At 43.5% G+C, this 19,391-nt stretch carries 20 protein-coding genes; 14 read left to right on the top strand and 6 right to left on the bottom strand.

Features of this window, described 5'->3' with window-relative positions:
- Positions 1-29: 29 nt before the first annotated feature.
- From DWB64_RS10005 to DWB64_RS09995, 3 genes are read right to left on the bottom strand one after another with little or no spacing between them, the layout of a single operon-like run.
- The gene (locus tag DWB64_RS10005; RefSeq protein WP_129488092.1) at positions 30-1,091 is read right to left on the bottom strand and encodes a M20/M25/M40 family metallo-hydrolase; all 1,062 of its coding nucleotides are present in this window, start codon (positions 1,089-1,091) and stop codon (positions 30-32) included.
- Between the two features lie 38 nt (positions 1,092-1,129).
- Positions 1,130-2,179: an ATP-grasp domain-containing protein gene (locus DWB64_RS10000; RefSeq protein ID WP_129488091.1), complete on the bottom strand. Its 1,050-nt coding sequence runs from the start codon at positions 2,177-2,179 to the stop codon at positions 1,130-1,132.
- 9 nt (positions 2,180-2,188) lie between these two features.
- The gene (locus tag DWB64_RS09995; RefSeq protein ID WP_129488090.1) at positions 2,189-2,764 is read right to left on the bottom strand and encodes a gamma-glutamyl-gamma-aminobutyrate hydrolase family protein; all 576 of its coding nucleotides are present in this window, start codon (positions 2,762-2,764) and stop codon (positions 2,189-2,191) included.
- Between the two features lie 429 nt (positions 2,765-3,193).
- Here DWB64_RS09995 and argS point away from each other — a divergent pair, with 429 nt between their 5' ends.
- The 6 genes from argS (at position 3,194) to DWB64_RS09965 (ending at position 8,691) form a co-directional block, all read left to right on the top strand.
- Positions 3,194-4,954, top strand: a complete 1,761-nt coding sequence (gene argS / locus DWB64_RS09990; RefSeq protein ID WP_129488089.1) for an arginine--tRNA ligase — start codon at positions 3,194-3,196, stop codon at positions 4,952-4,954.
- A gap of 189 nt (positions 4,955-5,143) precedes the next feature.
- A complete protein-coding gene (gene fba, locus DWB64_RS09985) occupies positions 5,144-6,007 on the top strand; it encodes a class II fructose-1,6-bisphosphate aldolase (RefSeq protein ID WP_129488088.1) in 864 nt (287 codons plus the stop codon).
- A gap of 142 nt (positions 6,008-6,149) precedes the next feature.
- On the top strand, positions 6,150-6,512 hold the full coding sequence (locus DWB64_RS09980) for a helix-turn-helix transcriptional regulator (protein ID WP_129488087.1): 363 nt from the start codon (positions 6,150-6,152) through the stop codon (positions 6,510-6,512).
- A gap of 1 nt (position 6,513) precedes the next feature.
- Positions 6,514-6,990 carry a permease gene (locus DWB64_RS09975; protein WP_129488086.1) on the top strand — a complete coding sequence of 159 codons (477 nt, stop codon included), beginning with the start codon at positions 6,514-6,516 and terminating at the stop codon, positions 6,988-6,990.
- Complete coding sequence (locus tag DWB64_RS09970; protein ID WP_129488085.1) at positions 6,987-7,520, top strand: permease; 534 nt, start codon at positions 6,987-6,989, stop codon at positions 7,518-7,520. The genes DWB64_RS09975 and DWB64_RS09970 overlap by 4 nt, the downstream gene beginning before the upstream one ends.
- Before the next feature lie 115 nt (positions 7,521-7,635).
- Complete coding sequence (locus DWB64_RS09965) at positions 7,636-8,691, top strand: hypothetical protein (RefSeq protein ID WP_129488084.1); 1,056 nt, start codon at positions 7,636-7,638, stop codon at positions 8,689-8,691.
- A 44-nt stretch (positions 8,692-8,735) separates the two neighbouring features.
- Here the strand turns inward: DWB64_RS09965 and DWB64_RS09960 are convergent, their stop codons facing one another.
- Positions 8,736-8,969, bottom strand: a complete 234-nt coding sequence (locus tag DWB64_RS09960) for a phosphopantetheine-binding protein (RefSeq protein ID WP_164980348.1) — start codon at positions 8,967-8,969, stop codon at positions 8,736-8,738.
- Between the two features lie 27 nt (positions 8,970-8,996).
- Positions 8,997-9,191: a hypothetical protein gene (locus DWB64_RS09955; protein WP_129488082.1), complete on the bottom strand. Its 195-nt coding sequence runs from the start codon at positions 9,189-9,191 to the stop codon at positions 8,997-8,999.
- Between the two features lie 260 nt (positions 9,192-9,451).
- On the opposite strand from DWB64_RS09955, the gene DWB64_RS09950 reads away from it, so the two are divergent.
- From DWB64_RS09950 to DWB64_RS09935, 4 genes are all read left to right on the top strand, one after another.
- On the top strand, positions 9,452-11,341 hold the full coding sequence (locus tag DWB64_RS09950) for an ABC-F family ATP-binding cassette domain-containing protein (protein ID WP_129488081.1): 1,890 nt from the start codon (positions 9,452-9,454) through the stop codon (positions 11,339-11,341).
- A gap of 48 nt (positions 11,342-11,389) precedes the next feature.
- A complete protein-coding gene (locus DWB64_RS09945; protein WP_129488080.1) occupies positions 11,390-12,280 on the top strand; it encodes a serine/threonine protein phosphatase in 891 nt (296 codons plus the stop codon).
- A gap of 109 nt (positions 12,281-12,389) precedes the next feature.
- Positions 12,390-13,304, top strand: coding sequence for a cation diffusion facilitator family transporter (locus DWB64_RS09940; RefSeq protein ID WP_129488079.1), 915 nt, complete (start codon positions 12,390-12,392; stop codon positions 13,302-13,304).
- 7 nt (positions 13,305-13,311) lie between these two features.
- Positions 13,312-13,587 carry a YkgJ family cysteine cluster protein gene (locus DWB64_RS09935; RefSeq protein ID WP_164980347.1) on the top strand — a complete coding sequence of 92 codons (276 nt, stop codon included), beginning with the start codon at positions 13,312-13,314 and terminating at the stop codon, positions 13,585-13,587.
- Between the two features lie 39 nt (positions 13,588-13,626).
- On the opposite strand, the gene DWB64_RS09930 is transcribed toward DWB64_RS09935, so the two are convergent.
- Positions 13,627-14,220, bottom strand: a complete 594-nt coding sequence (locus DWB64_RS09930) for an NUDIX hydrolase (RefSeq protein ID WP_129488078.1) — start codon at positions 14,218-14,220, stop codon at positions 13,627-13,629.
- A 188-nt stretch (positions 14,221-14,408) separates the two neighbouring features.
- On the opposite strand from DWB64_RS09930, the gene DWB64_RS09925 reads away from it, so the two are divergent.
- From DWB64_RS09925 to DWB64_RS09910, 4 genes are all read left to right on the top strand, one after another.
- Positions 14,409-15,428: a DUF362 domain-containing protein gene (locus DWB64_RS09925; RefSeq protein WP_129488077.1), complete on the top strand. Its 1,020-nt coding sequence runs from the start codon at positions 14,409-14,411 to the stop codon at positions 15,426-15,428.
- Positions 15,425-16,552, top strand: coding sequence for a D-alanyl-D-alanine carboxypeptidase family protein (locus DWB64_RS19570; RefSeq protein ID WP_282454625.1), 1,128 nt, complete (start codon positions 15,425-15,427; stop codon positions 16,550-16,552). The genes DWB64_RS09925 and DWB64_RS19570 overlap by 4 nt, the downstream gene beginning before the upstream one ends.
- A 97-nt stretch (positions 16,553-16,649) precedes the next feature.
- On the top strand, positions 16,650-17,831 hold the full coding sequence (locus DWB64_RS09915) for a carboxylate--amine ligase (protein WP_129488076.1): 1,182 nt from the start codon (positions 16,650-16,652) through the stop codon (positions 17,829-17,831).
- A 9-nt stretch (positions 17,832-17,840) separates the two neighbouring features.
- Complete coding sequence (locus tag DWB64_RS09910) at positions 17,841-19,385, top strand: Mur ligase family protein (protein WP_129488075.1); 1,545 nt, start codon at positions 17,841-17,843, stop codon at positions 19,383-19,385.
- Positions 19,386-19,391: the final 6 nt, after the last annotated feature.

Here is a 19,391-nt window from a genome sequence, read left to right as displayed (position 1 = left end):
ATCCTACCGGTTGGATAGGATGCTTTTTATTAATCGATATTTCCTAACAGCATGGCAAGAAGCAGGGCTTTTTCATTGATAGTATGTTTCAAGATGTATTCGTAGCCATCGGTCTTTTTAATTCCATTAGGTCCGAATCCGTCGATTCTTCGCTTTACCTGATCCGCAAGACAAATGTCTGCAGAACTCCATCTGTGCTCTTCGCAGATTTTGATGTCCAGTCTTTTGGAAAGCGTCTTTACCTGATCGACCAGTTCCTGGTCGGAGCTTGACATTTTCATCGGTGGCCTTCTCATGCCGCCTTCGAAATGAAAATCAAGTGTGTCCTTGTATTTATTGTAAGGAATCGCTTTGCGAATGTTTCTGTCGAGTAGCTGAAAATCGGAACTGTTGTTGTACCTAACGCTCAAACCGACCTCGCCGTGGACAAAAGGCTCGGAGATATTGGAGTTGAACTTAATTTTTTGAGGTGAGACGATGATTCCTGCTTCCGTACTGGATAGTTTTGTCCAGTCACTGATTATTTTGGAGAAAACGCTGGCCGCGGTTGCCACGTCAAAGTTGTTGACTTGACTCTTGAGTGCGAAATTAAGTGAATAATATGCGCTTCCAGAGCGTGATGTCACTAGTCCGCCATCTAAAAAGGCACCATGAAGTCCCAGCACCGTTTTCGCGGACTCCGATTTTAGTTTGATGATATCCTTTGAATAGATGCCGTGCTGTGAATCGTCAGTAGTCAACAATATTCCTATTTTGGCCTTCTTGAGGAGTCGGGAGTACTTGAGACTCTTCAGAGCATAGATCATAGTGACAAGACCGCCTTTGTTCTCCCATGTGCCGGAACCCAAGTATCTTTGATCGTTTTTCGTGAAGTACTTCTGTTGGCCGATGCTCGTGGCATTGTCTAGATTTCCTATGATCAGATAGTCATATTGTCCATCTGGATTATTGGTGTAAAAATGAATGTTGCCGACTTCAGCCTGGTTGTATGTCTGGTTTTTAAAACCAAGTTGCGCCAGTTGCTTAGTTACGACAGCACCTAGTCTATTGACACCGTTCACATTTTTATAATGTGTATTTATGTTGACCATCTCTTCGAGTAGCTGCTGGATGTTCTCATTACTGTTTCTTAGATAGCTTCGAAGCTTAACCGTCGTTGATATTTTTTTGAAGTTCCGCTCTGGGCAGTGTCGCTTAACTGGCTTGCGAAGTATCTGATTGTCGCTACATCCAGCATTCTGTTCACAAGGCTGTTGAAATCCAGTCCGTAAGCAAGGGCGGCTGTCACATAGGAGCCTGTGGAGCCTAAACTTGCCATGGAATTGATTTCGAGAATGTAGATATCACCCTTTTCATCAAGACGTATGTCCACCCTCGAAAAATCACGAAGTCCAAGCGATTTGAAAACCTTGATGCTCAAGTCTTTCATTCTTTCCTCGAGTTCAGGAGTTATTTGAGCTGGGCATATCTTGGCTCTTGGCGCGGATTTCTTATCGTCTGCGGTTTGAATGGCATCCGGATCCCCTTCAAGGTCTATCTCAAGCACGGGAAACACTTCCACAGGATCGTTTCCTATCAGACCGACAGCGAACTCTCTTCCTCTTATGAAGGCTTCGACTAGCGCCTGTTGATGAAACTCACTGATGATATAGGCGACAGCCTCCTTTAGATCCGCTTCATTGTGTACGACTCTTAGTCCGAAGGAGACACTCTCCATTTTTGGTTTGACGATGACAGGGTACTCGACACCGCTCATATCCTCATCGGCAGAGGAAAAGAACCAAAAATTCGGCGTTGGAATATCGTTTTTCTGAAGTATGATTTTAGTGATGATCTTGTCCAGTGCCACCGCATGTCCTGAAGGAGTAGAACCGACATAAGGAATCCCAAGCATTTCAAGCATCGCGGGTATATGGGTGTAGCGACTTTCACCTTGTATGCCATAAGCCATATTGAACACAAGTCCGAACTTTTCGCCTTCTGTCACAGGGGGAAGAAAAGCGCGAATGTTTTCGATGACATTCATATTGCCGTCGATGATCTCCACATTATGTCCACCTGCCTCAAGCGCGTCTGCGACTCTTTTTACTGTTTTCGGGTTGTAGATCTCTTTGTTCTGCATGCCAAAAGGATTGATGACGTTTGTATTCTTTTTATTGTAGACAATTGCTACTCTCATGAAGGTCTCCTATTGTTTTTCGCATAGTTTAAGAAAGTTTTCTATGATTGTTATTCCAATGGGTCCCGATACTTCAGGATGTGACTGAAAGCCATAAATCGGCTTTGTCCCATGTCTGATTATTTCGAAGGCGCAGGTATCCGATGTGCCGAGGACTTCAAAATCAGGCGGAAGCTCGGAAACATAGAAATTATGTCTTTTCTGAAGAAGGATGGATTCTTCTTCGATTCCTTCGAAGATCGGGTCGTCGGCTTTTACTATTTTTATCGGTTCCTTTTTTAAATGATGTTCAGATAACTTTTTTACACGACCTCCATATGCGCTTGCAATGATCTCATGACCTAGACAAAAACCGATGATCGGCACGTCGAAATTCATTAAAGCGATAAAGTTAGTTGTCAGATTCAACGGTTCAAACGGATTGCCTTTTCCTCCTGATAGGATGATTCCGCTTATGACCGTCTTACTCGACAAGTTGATGGGTTGATTGTGATCAAAGATGATAAAGTCGATATCTTTCTCTACCAGATAGCTTAACTTGAACTTTTTTAGATAAGCACTTTGGTTGTCGATGATCAGTATCATATCTATCCTCCGTTTTTCATCATAAGTTTGAAATCATGCCCTGTCAATCACTTAAATACCCTGAATGCGTTCTTTTGACTCAAGGTACTCTGTGAATCTTTTTTTTGCTAAAGTCAAACAAGTATCTTTACAAATATTTGCCAATATGTTACCATCAAAAACAATAAATGACCGATGACGAGAATAGTATGATTTGTGAAAGTGAAAGCGAGTGGGGTAGAGTGTGAGCCCATGACCCTAGCAAATTTGAAGAGGACCTCTGAGGTTGCCTGCCGAGCGAGTGCAAGGTGGGCACGCTAACCCCGTTAAAGGTTTCGAGTGAGCAGGTTTGCTAACAAGAGTGGTACCGCGGAATAGATCCCGTCTCTTTTTTGAGACGGGATTTTTGTTTTTTGCGGTTGTATCATAATTCAAAAAGGAGGAAACACAATGATGACAGTATTGCAGGAATTGAGCATGATCACAGCACAAGCATTTGAAGAAGCAGGTGTTTCTTCAAGAGGAGTCGAGGTGACCTATTCTCGTCGTCCCGACCTATGTGATTTTCAGTGCAGTAGCGCGATGAAACTCGCTAAGGAGTCAAATGAAAAACCTATTGTGATCGCGCGCAAGGTGGTGGAAAAGCTGGAAACCAATATGGCATTCAAGACGGCGAGCGCTCAGATGCCGGGATTTGTCAATCTAACCCTAAGCGACCAGTGGCTGGCGCAGAAGATGAATCAGTTGACTTCGGACAAACGATTTGGCTGTCCTTTGACACAAAGCCAACAGAAGCTATTGGTGGACTATGGTGGGGCGAACGTCGCCAAGTCACTGCATGTAGGACATTTGCGTTCTGCGGTGATCGGTGAGAGCCTCATTCGCATGCTTCGATTTAAGGGACACCATGTCACAGGTGACATACATATGGGGGACTGGGGGCTTCAAATAGGCTATGTAATCGAAATGGTACGTGATGAAGGGCTTGAGCCCAAGTATTTTGACGGGATCGAATATGAGTCTTACCCGATGGACGCACCATTTGATATCACAAAGTTGACTGAGCTATACACCTGCGCGAATGCGAAGAGCAAGGTCGATGAAGCCTTTCGTGCCCGTGCCGCGCAGACTACTGCGGATTTGCAAAAGGGAAATAAGGGGTACCTCGCACTTTGGAAGCATATCTTGGATGTGTCCATACCAGATTTAAAAAAGAACTACAGCCTTTTACAGGTCAATTTTGACTTGTGGCTTGGAGAAAGCGACAGCGACCCGGCCATACCGACCGTACTTGACATGCTCAAACAGCAGGAACTGCTTGTTGAAAGCGAGGGAGCGATGGTGGTTCATGTGAAAACAGAAGCCGACACGAAGCCGATGCCACCGTGCATCATGCAAAAGTCAAACGGAGCTTCCTTATACGCAACCACTGACCTAGCGACAATTTATGAGCGTGTAAAGGACAAATCCCTGGATGGAATCGTCTATGTGGTGGATAAACGACAAGACCTTCATTTTGAACTGGTGATGCGTGTGGCTAAAATGGCAGGAATCGTTGAGGATGATTTTTACTTCAAGTCCATCGGATTCGGTACGATGAACGGAACCGACGGTAAACCTTTTAAAACACGTGATGGCGGAGTGATGCAGCTGGGTGACCTGATTGAAATTTTGATAGAAGGTGCTGCAAAAAAAATGGATGATTACAGCCACGTCACAAGTGAGGTTGAGAAAAAAAAGGTGGCGCTTGCCATTGGGGTTGGAGCCCTTAAATTTGCCGACTTGTCCAGCTTGCTGACGCGTGATTACGTGTTCGACATCGATCAGTTTGCTAGTTTTGAAGGTAAAACAGGCCCTTATGTCCAGTATGCAGGTGTCCGTATCGCCTCTATTTTAGAGAAGCTTGACCTTTCATCGTCTCAAACCCATTCTATAGAGATGCCTAAAACTAAAAGCGAACGTGAACTCATGATGAAGCTCGCCGCTTTCGGGTCGTGGTTCGAAATCGCAGTAGGCAGCTATCAACCCTCAAAAATCTGCGACTACGCCTTTGAACTCAGCCAGGCCTTCAACGTCTTTTATCATGAGGTGCATGTGATGAGCGAGCCTTTTGAGCGTAAACAGTCCTTATCACAGCTTCTTAAACTGACCAAAGACATACTTGAAAAGTGTTTATGGCTGCTGGGTATAGAGTCGCTTGAAAAAATGTAGCTAAGAATGCTTACAAGTCACATGATCAGGGTATGAACACCATCAGGAGCAGATACCCGATCGCTTGACGGTAGTAAAAATTATTGCCGACCGCTAAAATAGGACAACGTTATCCTATTGTGCTTTATAAAATAAGCCTTATAATAGAATTGGGTATCACAGAACGCAAATTATACGGAGGTAATATCAATGTTAGTATCTGCAGAAAAAATGTTAAAAGACGCTGTTGCTGGTCAATACGCTGTTGGTCAGTTCAACATTAACAACTTGGAATGGACAAAAGCTATTCTACTTACAGCTCAAGAAAACAACTCACCAGTGATCTTAGGGGTGTCTGAAGGCGCTGCTAAGTACATGGGCGGTTTCAAAACAATTGTCGGCATGGTAAATGGCATGATCGAAAACTACAACATCACAGTTGACGTGGCTCTTCACCTTGACCATGGTAGCTATGAAGGCGCTCAAAAAGCGATGGATGCTGGATTCTTATCAGTAATGTTCGACGGTTCGCACTACGCGATCGAAGAAAACATCGAAAAGACAAAAGAAATCGTAGAAATGGCTCACGCTAGAAACGTATCTGTTGAAGCTGAAGTCGGTTCTATCGGTGGTGAAGAAGACGGTATCGTCGGTGCTGGCGAAATCGCTGATGCTGGCGAATGTAAGCAAATCGCTGATCTTGGCGTAGACTTCCTTGCAGCTGGTATCGGTAACATCCACGGTAAATACCCTGCTAACTGGAAAGGCCTTGATTTTGAAGCACTAGCTAGAATTCAAGCTGCTACTGGTAAAATGCCACTAGTTCTTCACGGCGGTACTGGTATCCCAGTTGAAATGATCAAAGAAGCGATCTCTCTTGGTGTTGCTAAAATCAACGTTAACACAGAGTGTCAATTGACTTTCGCTGCTGCGACTCGTAAGTTTATCGAAGAAGGTAAAGACCTTGAAGGTAAGAACTTCGACCCACGTAAACTTCTTGCTCCTGGTTACGAAGCAATCAAAGCTACTGTTAAAGAGAAGATGGAAATCTTCGGTTCAGTAAACAAAGCATAAGATAAAAAAAATCATTCAAAGTCGCCATCACATTAAGTGATGGCGACTTTTTTTGTTTTTAGCGTATTGACAACCCCTGTAAGGGAGGGGTATACTGTAGAAAAGTATATGCAGAGTGCATATAGTAGCAGGAGGTACATAGATGAAAAACGGTCATTGTGAAATTGGTATGGGTTCGGGTGGTAGATTCATACAACCATGTATTCTTCTAAGCCTGAAGGAGAATGTCTTACATGGATATGGACTGCTTGAAAAAATCATGGAGTTTGGGTTCTCAAGTGAACCGATCGATATTAGCGTGATTTACAGACAACTGAAGAAAATGGAATCAGAAGGCCTGATCACTTCTGCGTGGAACACGGATACCGGTGGTCCCGCAAAGAAAGTCTATTCACTGACAGGTGACGGGATGGATGCGCTTAAGGCTTATAAGGACTTCTTCGTACACAGAAAAGAAAAAATCGAAGCGTTCCTTAAGACATTTGATGAAAGAATGGGTGAATAGCATGTTTACAATCATATTATATGTACTTGCAGCAGGTCTTTTTCTGATATCGCTTTTCAAGAATAAGAAGAAGACGAAAATGGCCCTGAAAAAATCACTAAAGATGTTTATGAACTTGCTTCCACAACTTTTAGCCCTGTTTATTTTTGTAGGGATGCTGCTTGCAATTGTCGATCAATCGGTCATCTCAAGTCTAATCGGAGAAAAGTCAGGGGTAATGGGCGTCGTTATCGCAAGCATAACCGGTTCGATTACATTGTTGCCTGGTTTTGTCGCATTCCCGTTAGCTTCCAATTTACTCAACCACGGTGCGGGGCTACCTCAGATCGCTGCATTTGTCAGTTCGCTTATGATGGTAGGGATCGCAACATTCGCACTTGAGTCAAAAACAGTTGGTAAGAAAGTCGCACTTTTAAGAAACGGAATGGCCTTTGTGTATTCCTTTGTTGTCGCTTTGATTATTGGAGGACTTTTATGATGAACCTGATTAAGACCTATAAGGCATTTATCGTATTTGCCTTCATCAATCTTCTGCTGTTTGTCTTCAGTCGAGACATAGGCATCACAGCCGCTAGAAATACGGTAGACAATTTCGGCGAAATGTTGAAGGTGCTGCCACCTATCTTTCTACTCATCGGCCTTTTCGATGTATGGGTACCGCGTGAGACACTTATCAGATACATGGGTGAAGGATCTGGAATAAAAGGAATGTTGCTGGCTTTCTTTATGGGGTCCTTTACGGCAGGTCCTTTATATGCGGCTTTTCCTGTCGCTACTATTTTAATGAAAAAGGGAAGCAAATTTTCAAACGTGCTGATCTTTATCGGAGCATGGTCTTCGACAAAACTTCCCCTCATCCTTTTTGAAACATCCAATCTAGGACTCAAGTTCACACTGACACGATTTATGATGAACCTTGTCGGTATCACGCTCATGGCCTTTGCGATCGAATGGTTGACTGGAAAAGAAGAAAAAGAGAGAGTTTACGAATCGGCAAATGCCGCATAAATGATGTTTGTGTCACTTTAAAAAAATTGAAAAGAGGCCTAAACATATCACAATTCTTGCCGATAGACCGCATAAGGAATGGATTCCGTGTGTAGTGTGTCAAGGAGGTGATGATATGAAAATTGCTGATTTTCAAATCAGGCAACAAGCGATGAGTCAACTGACCTATCGGGAACAGAAAACAACCAGTCTGCAGGTGCAACTTCGTGTGCCCGAACAAACAGACAATCTTTCAATATCAGAAGAAGGTGTCAGGTTACTGGAAAGTGATGTTGAAAATGAGTTTTCCATTCATTATAGTGAGGAAGACTTAAGAAAAATAGAACTGTTAGAAAAATTTGTAACCCATGTGTTAGGTCGTCCCTTCAGGTTCAGCTTAGTCAGTCGCGAAGAGGACGAGAGTGTAAGCGAGCTTGATAAGATCAAGACCTATAAGGGCAGGGGGCTTCATAAAGGCCATGGCAAGGAAAGACCTCGTCAAGATCAAGCCAATCAAAGTCAGATAGGTCCTTTAGCTGCCTTTAGAATTACATCTAGCAGCTATCAGGAGGAATTTGAACGCATGAGGTTTTCTTCTGAAGGAACTGTCAGGACTGAAGATGGAGTTGAAATCGAATTTGCCGTCAACTTGGATTTTTCACGGTCGTATTACGAAGAAAACAGCATTGAACTGCAGGTAGGCGAGTTCCATGATCCGCTTGTCCTTAATCTGGACGGGTCGGGTATTGCCTTTAGCGACCGGAAAATTGAACTGGATCTGAATATGGACGGAAAACTTGATGAGTTTAGGGCGCTTACTCAGGGAAGCGGCATACTAGTTGTCGATGAAAATGAAAACGGTGAGGTAGATGACGGTTCTGAGGTAGTGGGTGCTGCAGTCAATGACGCTTTTGGCGCGCTGATGGAACACGATGAAGACCACAACTTGTGGATTGACGAGAACGACTCGATCTATGAGGAACTTAAACTTTGGGTGGTGGATGAGGCTGGAGAATCAAAGCTCATCGGTCTCTCAGACGCTGGTGTCGGAGCTTTGTTCCTAGGAAGCGTGGACAGTCAGTATCACTTTAAAGAAGGCTTTGAGGCCTATGCGATGATCAAAGAGTCCTCGATTTATTTAAAGGAATCCGGACAAGCGATGATGGTTCATGAGCTGGACCTGAAGATATGATCCAAAAGTAAACAATAAAAAAAGACGCCCATCGGCGTCTTTTACTATTCTGCGTGTTTTTTTACAAATTTGACTAAATCACTGACATATTCAATGCCATCGATATCATCATCGTCAAATTCGATATCAAAACGCTCTTCAAGTTCTGCTATTGTTTCATCAAAATCGTTGCCATTCATTTCTAGATCGTCAAATAGCGAAAGATTTGATGTGATTTCTGTATCGTCACTATATCCCATACGTTCTGCTAAAATTGCTCTAATGATTTTTAAAGACATAATCATACTCCTTAATAATGTGTTTCATTAATCATACCATTCTTCACTGTCATAATCTGTGAAACGACTGGAAGGTTTCGCTTTTTTGCCTTTTTTAGGGGCTTTACGAAGTTCCTTAGCTGTTTCATTGCTAAAAACCTTTTTCTTTTCGATTTTCTTTTGCTTTTTAAGTTTTAACAAATCTCTTTCTTCAAATGACATTGGTTCAACTTGATTAATCATGTTTTTTCTCCATAATAATTTTTCGCCTTTAACCATAGTATACAACTAAGGTTGGAGCAACACTCTACGTTTTGAATATAAATCCTTTTAGTATAAAAATCAATCTTTTTTTTATGAATAGATAAAAGTTTTTTTGAAGAACATTTCATTTTTAATTTAAAGTTTTGTCAGTGATGAAGCCTGTGATACAATGAATTGAGAAATTTGGTCGATTGACAGCAACTTGTTTGATCGATTATCGGATGAGAGTAGGAGAAAAAATGATTATACAAATTGACAATTTATCAAAGAGCTATGCTGAGAAGACGCTCTTTAGCGATATATCCGTAACACTTACAGACGGAGATAAAGTAGGGCTGATCGGAGTTAATGGAACAGGAAAGAGTACGTTTCTTAAAATTTTATCGGGCTATGAGGTTGCTGATACCGGACTTTTGTCGATGCCAAAGCAGACTGTGATAGCCTATTTGCCGCAAGTACCGGTTTATAATGAAGATACGACCGTGCTTGAGGATGTGTTTTATGGAGATTCCGAGGTCATGCGGATCATCAGGGAGTATGAATGGACATCAAAAGCACTTGAAAAGGACGCAATGAACGAGGGTTTACAAGCAAGGTTCACCCAGTTGACAGATCGCATGACCGCACTTGACGCATGGTCGTTCGAGAGTCAGGTGAAGACGATTCTGTCTAAGCTTGGCGTAGATAACTATGATGACAAGGTTTCTTCCCTGTCGGGAGGTCAGCAAAAGCGTATCGCCCTTGCAAGAGCACTTATCACACCGTCAGACCTGTTGATTCTTGATGAGCCGACAAACCATCTCGACCATCAGACCGTGGATTGGTTGGAAACGTATTTGGGTGGATATAAGGGCGCACTCGTGATGATTACCCATGACCGCTACTTTTTAGATCGTGTCGTGAACAGGACCCTGGAGTTGGATGAGGGTTCTATGTACAGTTATTCCGGCAATTACGCTCAGTTTCTCGAAAAAAAACTAGAACGAAAAGAAAGAGACCATACGACAAAAGAAAAGCAGGCGAAATTATATAAGCAGGAACTCGCATGGATGCGCGCGGGTGTTCAGGCACGTCGGACCAAGCAAAAGGCAAGAAAAGAACGCTTTAAAGATCTGGAATCGTCTCTTGAGAACAAGAATGATATCGGCATGTCCATCGATGTGGGCCACAGAAGGCTAGGGACCAAGACCATAGAGATGGAACAGGTTACTTTCTCTTATGGAAACGGCGTCAATTTGATAGACGGGTATGACTTCTTACTTGATCGAAACGACAGGTTGGGGATCATCGGTCAAAACGGAATGGGAAAATCCACATTCTTAAATGTACTGACTGGAAAACTAAAACCCACATCCGGAAAAGTCAGTATCGGAGAGACAGTGAGCATCGGCTACTTCACGCAACATGCGTCCGAGCTTCCGCCTGAAAAAAGGGCGATTGATTTCATAAAAGATATCGCTGAATTTGTCACCACAGCAAGTGGTGCGAAGATTACGGCCTCACAAATGATGGAACGATTCCTTTTTGATAAGAATTTACAGTGGAATCCGATAGGTAAGCTGTCGGGAGGAGAAAGGCGCAGGCTTTATCTTTTAAGCGTCTTAATGGCCACGCCAAACGTGCTGATTCTCGATGAGCCCACAAATGACCTTGATATCGATACGATGACCATACTGGAAGCTTATCTGGATGAGTTTTCAGGAGCTGTGATAGCAGTCTCGCATGACCGTTATTTTCTTGACCGCGTCTGTGACAGAGTCATGTCCTTTGAACAAATAGGGCAGATACGGATGAATACAGGAAATTACTCGGACTATATGAATAAGTGGCAAGATGAGCAAAACGCACTTATCAAAACGAGTGAAATCAAGACGGATACACGTACTAAAAATGTGAAGTTAAAGATGACCTATAAAGAACAAAAGGAATTTGAAGCATTGGATGGCGATATCGCAAACGCCGAAGAGCGGTTGACGATGCTGGATGATGAAATGGTCAGGTGTGCTACAGATTTTGTACGCTTGCAACATCTGCAGGAAGAGAAAGATGCTTTGGAAGAAGTGCTTCTGACACTACTCGAGCGTCAGGAATATCTGGACGATTTAAATGAGAGAATTAAATCGCAGTAGCTGCATGACTTGCATCTTTTTAGGGTAAATACCTAGTGAGGTGATAAGATGAATACCATGAAAAGACTCTTACATGCTTATGAAGCTGCGATAAGGATTCCATTTGACGACAATTCTAGATTTATCTTTTTTAGTGATGTCCATCGCGGAGATAACAGCATTTCTGATGAATTCGCCCATAACCAAAACATCTACCTTCACGCGCTCAACCACTATTTCAACGAGGGATTTACTTATATTGAAGTGGGTGATGGCGATGAACTTTGGGAACACAGCAATTTTAAGCATATCAGGACTGCGCATAGTGCGACCTATATGAAGTTGAAGGAATTTTATGACGATGAACGTTTCATCATGCTTTATGGAAACCATAACATGAGTCTGAAGTTCAAGCATTATGTTTCCACCAACCTGCACCAGTTTTTTGACGAGTACAACGATTATTATGCGGAGCTGTTTCCAGGCCTTGTTGTTCATGAAGCTGTCGTTTTACAGCACAAAGCGACGGACAAGGAAGTCTTTGTCGTGCACGGACATCAAGGTGATTTTATAAACGACCAGGTATGGAGGATGACAAAAACGATCAATCGACACTTTTGGCATTATCTGCATATTGTTGGTTTTAGAAATCCTGCGAGCCCCGCAAAAAACTTGCATAAACGACATAAAATCGAGAAGAACTATTCCAAGTGGATTGAGAAATATCAAAAAATGCTGATTGTAGGACATACTCACCGTCCTAAGTTTGCGACAAATCCTAAAACGCCTTATTTCAATACAGGTTCCTGTATTTTTCCACGAAACATCACAGGAATTGAAATTGCAAACGGAAATATCACCTTGATCGATTGGCGTATACGGGCGAACGAAGATGGCAACCTCTTTATCAGAAGAAAAATGATACGTGGACCGGAACCCTTAAGTAACTACATGCTGTAGACCGGATTGACGTTGATCGAATTCTAATGTATAATGATTACTAATTGATAACTAATGAGAATCCCTCGTTGAACAGTGGGATTCTCTTTACGCATAGGGGGCAAAATAGATGACAGAAAAAGAAAGAAGCGCAAAAGCAAAAAAAGTGACATGGACAGGCTTTTGGGTCAATGCGTTTTTAGCGGTAATAAAGCTTGCTGCCGGCATCATCGGTAGAAGTGGCGCGATGGTTGCTGATGGAGTTCATTCCTTGTCTGACTTTATGACCGATATTGTCGTTTTTGTCGGCTTTAAGTTTACCGAGCAACCTGAAGACGAATGTCACAATTACGGGCATGCTAAATATGAAACGATCGCCACCTTGATCATCAGTTTTTTCTTAGTGGTTGTTGGTTTTGAGATATTCAAATCGGGAATCTCCAACATATGGTTGGTGTTTAGAGGGAACATTCTTCCACAACCGGGTCTCATCGCCGTTGTCGCAGCACCGATATCGATTGTGCTGAAGGAATCGCTCTTCTGGTACACAAAAAAAGCGGGTGAACAGATCCATAGTTCTGCAATCATCGCTAATGCTTGGCATCATCGGTCGGATGCGCTTTCATCAGTAGGAACATTTATTGGTGTCGGCGGTGCCTATTATTTAGGTAAGAATTGGACGATTTTGGATCCTATCGCGTCCTTATTGGTCAGCATACTGATCTTTAAGGTGGCGTTTGAAATCTTAAGGCCGGCTGTTGAAGAACTGACTGAGAAGGCATTGTCTGAAGAAGAAGTGGAAGAGATACACAAAATAATCGAAGAGCACCCAGGTCTTGTAAAAGAAGTACACAAGATTAAGACAAGAAGACTTGGTAACCGCGCTGCGATAGAGTTTCATCTGCTGGTTTCGCCCGATTTGAATATCGCGCAAGCCCATGCGATCGCCACTCATATCGAGAACCATTTGATGATCACCTTTGGTGAAGGGGCCTTGATTACGACTCACATCGAGCCTTTTGAAAATACTGAGTCAATCAGGTAGGTGGCCTATGACAGAAGAGAATAAGCAGATTGAATGCCGATTAGGCTGTGGTGCCTGTTGTATCATACCGTCAATTTCTTCAAGCATACCCGGTATGCCGGGCGGAAAACCGTCCATGACCAGATGCATTCAGCTTGACGAAAAGAACCTATGTAAACTATTCGGACATCCCGAAAGACCGAAAGTGTGCAGCGACTTAAAAGCCTCAGAAGAAATGTGTGGAAAAGATCATAGTGATGCTTTTAACTATTTGGAGCAGCTAGAAGTCGAAACGGCACCATAAAAATGAAGTAGGGTAAAAGCAGTAAAATGGGAAGCAGAATCACCTGAAAAAATCATTTAATTTGAAAAACTGCTCAAGTAAAAGAGCTGTTCTTATGGGCACATCCTCTGATTCCAGGATGTGCTTTGCTTTTTCACGGTCTACAAATAGGATATCAGCATCTTCGTTATCGGATTGATACGCTTTGCTAGGGGATCCTGAGTAATACCCATAGGTCACATTGATTCTTTCATTGATGATTCCGATAGAGACATAACGCGACCGGCTGACGGAGTGAACGTTCAGCTCGAGACCGGTCTCTTCTTTGAACTCTCTGACTGACGCGTCCTCGATGGATTCGCCTGGGTCGATTAGGCCTGCGGGCAAGATGTAAAGATACTTACCTGCGCTCACCCTGAACTCCCTGATTAAGACCACATGGGTCTTATCGTAATCTGTGGCGAAAATCATCGCACCATCCGTAAAAGCCAGGTGTCCAAAAATTTCTTTTTCAAGTCTGTCGATCCCTTGTCTGGATACGAGCTCCCATTCCTTTTGAGCCCCTGATTTATTTAAGTAGCTGATACTATAGGCATGCAGATAATCCAGTTCTTTTTTTTCTTTTATACCGATTATTTTAATAGGTGATTGCATATCTTCGTCCTTTGTAGTTTAATTTTATTGAGGCTAGTAGTCTTAGCAAACTAATAGCAAAAAGCCTTTGCTAATTAATAGTATAAATCAAACGGCTTAATTTGCAAGTTGACCGACCACCTTAATTGGTTTCTCAGATCGCGCAAATGATAAGTTATGTGAAATAGATATGACATGGAGGTAAGCTTATGAACACTGTTTATATGAAGAGAATAACGGACCCGTCACCTGAATCACTAAGCAGAATGGCAGGTGAACTGCTCGCTCATCTGTGCAAAGAAAAAGCAATTGAGTTCAAGGGGCATATACCGATTAAGGTTCACTTTGGAGAAAAAGGAAACAAGACATTTGTTCCCGCGGTAAGTTACAATGGCGTGATAGACTATCTAAAGCAAAATGGGAACGAAGTCTCATTTATCGAAACAAATGTACTGTACAGGGGGCATCGAACCACCAAAGACAACCATTTGGCCCTTGCAAAAGAGCATGGCTTCACTCAAGTTCCTATCATCATCGCGGATGGCGATAGGGGAGAGGCTTATTCTGAGATTGCAATTGATAAGGAATACTTCTCTACGTGTAAGATTGGTTCTGCATTTGATGAGTTCAACCAGATGGTGGTTTGCAGTCACTTCAAGGGACATGGTATGGCAGGTTTTGGGGGAGCGGTCAAGCAGCTTGCCATGGGCTTCGCCTCGCGAGGTGGAAAGATGGCCCAGCACGCCAAAATGGTCCCCACCGTTTCATCAAAAAACTGTGTATCCTGCGGGTTATGTATTGAAAAATGCGATGTGAATGCCATAGCCATGCCCGACAAGGCTGTCATCGATGACACAAAATGCGTAGGCTGCGCCGGTTGTATAGCAGTATGCCCAGTGGGTGCCATCAGAAACGACTGGTCGGCGGATAACTTTAAGGCGAAAGTCGCTGAGTACGCATATGCTGCACAGCTTGGCAAAGAGTTCGTATATATCACCTATGCGATGAATATTACCGCCGAGTGCGACTGTATGGGCTCTGAAATGGAGCCTATCGCAAGTGACATTGGTGTTTTTGCAAGCACTGATGCCGTGGCGATCGATCAGGCTTGTTATGATATGCTACGTGAAAATCACGGACATGCGCTCTTTGAAGATGGACTGATGCAGCTTGAGCACGGTGAAAAAATCGGACTAGGCAGCCGTGAATATGAGCTAATCGGATTATGAAGAAAATTTTCGGCCTGATCACCAGCTTAATCCTGGCCTTTACTCTAATCCATGCTGATTCCAACGTTAATACGGATCGATCGGATAGCTATACCTTATGGATGAATCAAAAAATGGTCACAATCTACGAACAGTTCCTAACGGATTCGATAACCGAGGAAACTAGCATCTATTTCTCGTCCTTAGTGGAGATACTCCGCGAAAAGGACGTCGATGGGGCGATTGATTTTTTGTCAGAGCTTAATATCCCTTATGCTATCAATCAAGTATTTGTCGATCGTCCAGACAGTAAGCTGATGGATGCGAACATTAAATTTTACAATGGCGAGTGGGGAGTAAAACTGGATGTGCAGGAAAAAATCCATAAAGAGATGATCCTGAATCTACAGGAAAGCCTAAAAATTGCAGGGTTCTATGTGCCGAGAAACGGACTCTTGACTGCTGAAACCAATCGCGCGGTCTTAAGATTTAGGATGTTTCATCCCGGCTTGTCAGGAGGTAAAGCGGTAGATACTGACCTGATAGAAACTTTGAAGGAGTACAACCGGGATAGGATTATAGCTGAGCCACTGGAAATGCTTGTACTGGTCAATAAGAAGACAAACCTTGCGGCTCGATTTAAACCGGAAAGCATAGTTCATGCGGATGTGACGCAAAAGTACGGAAACACCAGTGTATCCGATGTGATCCATAGTGACCTGAAGAGGATGTTCGAGGATGCGAGAAAAGCGGGACATATTCTCTATTTGTCTTCGGGGTATAGGGATTATGATTTTCAGGAATCCCTGTTCAGCCAAGGAGTAAGAAAAAACGGTTACGCATACACAAACAGGTTTATCGCCGTACCAGGACAGAGCGAGCATCAGACAGGGCTGGCGGTTGATATCACGGCAAAGAGTGTTTCACTGGGGCTGACAGCCACATTTGACGGTACGAAGGAGTATGAGTGGCTGATGGAGCATGCTTACGAATACGGATTTATTTTACGGTACCCCGAAGGCAAAGAAGCCATCACAGGTTATGGCTATGAACCATGGCATTATCGATATGTTGGAAGCGCCACAATCGCAAGATATATCATGGAAGAAGAAATAACATTGGAGGAATACCTAAAGTCTCACTGATAAGTCTTTATTTTGAGTCGAAATCTTGATAAAATACAAGAAGCGAAGTGAAGATATCGCTGCCATTTTGGCAGCGTTTTTTATAGGAGGAAGTAGATTGAATAAAGCGGTGGTTTTAGGAGCGAATTACTATATCGGATTAAGTGCGATCAGAAGTCTTGGTGAAGAGGGTGTACACGTCGTGGCTGTGGATTACCAGACAGATGGCGCCTATGGACTGAAGTCGAAGTACTTGAAGGAATCATTGATCGGGCCGAACTACCGCACGGATACGGAAGCCTTTATCGCATTCCTGATAGATTATGCAAAAAAACAAGACGAAAAGCCGGTTCTGCTCCCATGTGCAGACCCCTATGTCGAAGTGACTGATGCGTACCGAGATGAGCTTTCAAAGTGGTTCTTGCTTCCTGGAATGCCACAGGGGCTTCAAACTTCCTTGCTTGAAAAGGACAGCTTGAACACGTATTGCCTGAAGTTCGGTGTGAAGGTGCCTGAGTCGCTTACTACAGGTATGGACAATCTCTATGAAAGAATCGAAAAGGAGATTGGCTTTCCTTGCCTTGTCAAGCCTGCGAATTCCCATGCTTTTGTTGCGGTATTCAGAACGAAGATGTTTAAAGTATACAGCATGTCCGAACTAAAAGAAGCGCTTGAAAAGGCTAAAAATCAGAAACTCGAAGTGATCATCCAAAGGATCATTCCAGGCTTTGACGACCACATGTACACCTATGACGCTCACTTGAATGAAGAGAGCAAGGTGACCCACTGGCTAAGCTGTCAGAAGTACAGACAGTATCCGATCAACTTTGGAGCGTCTGTCTATACCACGCAGAAGTACGTGCCTGAGCTGCATAAGATTGGAGCTCCATTCCTAGAAGGCGTCGGCTATAAGGGCTTTGCTGAAATCGAGTTCAAAAAAGATGCGACCACAGGTGACTTCTATCTGATAGAAATCAATACGAGGTATTCAAATTTAAACAACCTTGTAAAAAAAGCAGGACTTAATATGCCATATATCACTTATCGTGAACTGACAGGCAACCCGCTTGAACCAAAAGCGATTGAAAAGGATACGGGAATCGTGTTCTGGTACGCGTATGAAGACATGCTGGCTGTCAAAGCCTATCTTAAGGCGAAACAGCTGAGTCTTTTACATGTGCTGAAATCCTATTTTACTAAAAAAGCATATGCGATATGGGATATCAAAGATCCGATGCCTCTTTTTGCTTTTCAGGGGCAGCTGCTGACAAAGTTATTTAAGAAGGTTACCAGGAGATAGGAGAAGGCTATGGATATCAAAAATCTTTTAGATGGAATAGAAATCATAGAGTCAAAAGGGGAAGTTCCTCAAAGTATCCACGCACTTGCCTACCATTCCGCTAAAGTAAGCCCTGGCGACCTGTTCGTATGTATCAGGGGATATGTTACAGACGGTCATCAGTATTTGAAGCATGCGATGGAGGCTGGCGCGGTGCTTGCTATTGTCGAGGAATTTTGCGATGTTGCAATCCCGCAAATCAGAGTGGCAAATTCAAGGCTGACATTGGCGCTGATGGCTGCAACCTACTTCAACCATCCGTCATCACGCATGCATACGGTCGGGATTACCGCTACAAACGGTAAGACCAGCACTTCATTTATGATCGATGCCATTTTTGAAGCTGCCCAAAAACAAACAGGCATCATCGGCACGGTGATGACAAAATTCGCAGATACACTGATACCGTCCATCTTGACGACGCCTGAATCCTTGGATCTGCATACTTATTTTAGCCAAATGCTAGAATGTGATATCAGCCATGTGACGATGGAGGTATCTTCTTCGGGTCTCGAGCTGGATAGAATCGGCGGTGTCGATTTTGATGTCGTCGCACTAAACAATATCAGTCACGAACACATCGATCAGCATGGTTCGTTCGAGGCATATCTGCAACATAAGACAAAGCTGATCAAGCGTGCGAAAGCAACTTCATGGGCGGTTCTGAACCTGGATGATAGCTACTCTGCGGCGCTTGTTAGCGAAACACCTGCAAAGGTGCTCACTTACGGTGTAAAAGCTAAAGACGGCGACCTGGTCGTTGAAGAACTTGACATATCCACTGGTAGAGCGACCATGAAAGTGCGGCTTAAAAGAACGCTTGAAACCAAATTCGGACAAGTGGATCCTCAAACCTTCGAGATAAGACTTGGGGTGGCTGGTTACCATTCGGTGATGAACGCCTTAGCGGCTATAGGGATCGCGCTTGTTTCAGGGATAGACAGCAAATCGATTCAGCAAGGTCTTTGGGATTACAAAGGGGTTGAAAGAAGGTTTGAATTTATCCATGAAGGTGACTTCATTATCGTCGACGACCACTTCGCCAATGCCGGCAATATCCAGGTGACGCTTGAGACGATGGACTACATGCACTATGAGAATCTGGTGCTTGTGTACGCCATTAGAGGCAGCAGGGGTGTGACCGTCAACCGCGAAAACGCCGAAATGATCGTCAACTGGGCAGGAAAGCTCGGTCTAAAAGAAATCATCGCAACTAGAAGCGTATCCCATGTGGATAAGAAGGATGTTGTATTGCAGGAAGAACTGGATGTGTTTAACCACATCATGAAAGAGCATTCGATCAAAGTGACTTTGTTCGATGAGCTTCCAGATGCGATCGCACTGGGACTTGAAAGGGTGAAGCCTGGTGATGTGCTCATGCTTGCAGGATGTCAAGGAATGGATTTTGGGGGACATATCGCACTAAAGCAACTTTCTAAGCGAAGACCCGACCTTGATCAGGAACAGTTATTCGCTCCTCTAAAAGATCGCGTTTGCGGCATTGAAAAGGACTGAGGCCAA

The organism is Fusibacter sp. A1 (genome assembly GCF_004125825.1).
Classification (GTDB): Bacteria; Bacillota; Clostridia; order Peptostreptococcales; family Acidaminobacteraceae; genus QQWI01.
The sequence above is the reverse complement of the archived record's forward strand: the minus strand, read 5'-3'. Positions and strand labels throughout refer to the sequence as shown.

Coding starts and splice junctions, on each gene's coding strand:
- DWB64_RS10000 (WP_129488091.1), bottom strand. CDS start 2,179: ATGAGAGTAGCAATTGTCTACAATAAAAAGAATACAAACGTCATCAAT.
- fba (WP_129488088.1), top strand. CDS start 5,144: ATGTTAGTATCTGCAGAAAAAATGTTAAAAGACGCTGTTGCTGGTCAA.
- DWB64_RS09945 (WP_129488080.1), top strand. CDS start 11,390: ATGAATACCATGAAAAGACTCTTACATGCTTATGAAGCTGCGATAAGG.
- DWB64_RS09955 (WP_129488082.1), bottom strand. CDS start 9,191: ATGATTAATCAAGTTGAACCAATGTCATTTGAAGAAAGAGATTTGTTA.
- DWB64_RS09935 (WP_164980347.1), top strand. CDS start 13,312: ATGACAGAAGAGAATAAGCAGATTGAATGCCGATTAGGCTGTGGTGCC.
- DWB64_RS09940 (WP_129488079.1), top strand. CDS start 12,390: ATGACAGAAAAAGAAAGAAGCGCAAAAGCAAAAAAAGTGACATGGACA.
- DWB64_RS09910 (WP_129488075.1), top strand. CDS start 17,841: ATGGATATCAAAAATCTTTTAGATGGAATAGAAATCATAGAGTCAAAA.
- DWB64_RS09975 (WP_129488086.1), top strand. CDS start 6,514: ATGTTTACAATCATATTATATGTACTTGCAGCAGGTCTTTTTCTGATA.
- DWB64_RS09930 (WP_129488078.1), bottom strand. CDS start 14,220: ATGCAATCACCTATTAAAATAATCGGTATAAAAGAAAAAAAAGAACTG.
- DWB64_RS09995 (WP_129488090.1), bottom strand. CDS start 2,764: ATGATACTGATCATCGACAACCAAAGTGCTTATCTAAAAAAGTTCAAG.
- DWB64_RS19570 (WP_282454625.1), top strand. CDS start 15,425: ATGAAGAAAATTTTCGGCCTGATCACCAGCTTAATCCTGGCCTTTACT.
- DWB64_RS09925 (WP_129488077.1), top strand. CDS start 14,409: ATGAACACTGTTTATATGAAGAGAATAACGGACCCGTCACCTGAATCA.
- DWB64_RS09970 (WP_129488085.1), top strand. CDS start 6,987: ATGATGAACCTGATTAAGACCTATAAGGCATTTATCGTATTTGCCTTC.
- DWB64_RS10005 (WP_129488092.1), bottom strand. CDS start 1,091: ATGGTCAACATAAATACACATTATAAAAATGTGAACGGTGTCAATAGA.
- DWB64_RS09965 (WP_129488084.1), top strand. CDS start 7,636: ATGAAAATTGCTGATTTTCAAATCAGGCAACAAGCGATGAGTCAACTG.
- DWB64_RS09980 (WP_129488087.1), top strand. CDS start 6,150: ATGAAAAACGGTCATTGTGAAATTGGTATGGGTTCGGGTGGTAGATTC.
- DWB64_RS09960 (WP_164980348.1), bottom strand. CDS start 8,969: ATGTCTTTAAAAATCATTAGAGCAATTTTAGCAGAACGTATGGGATAT.
- argS (WP_129488089.1), top strand. CDS start 3,194: ATGATGACAGTATTGCAGGAATTGAGCATGATCACAGCACAAGCATTT.
- DWB64_RS09950 (WP_129488081.1), top strand. CDS start 9,452: ATGATTATACAAATTGACAATTTATCAAAGAGCTATGCTGAGAAGACG.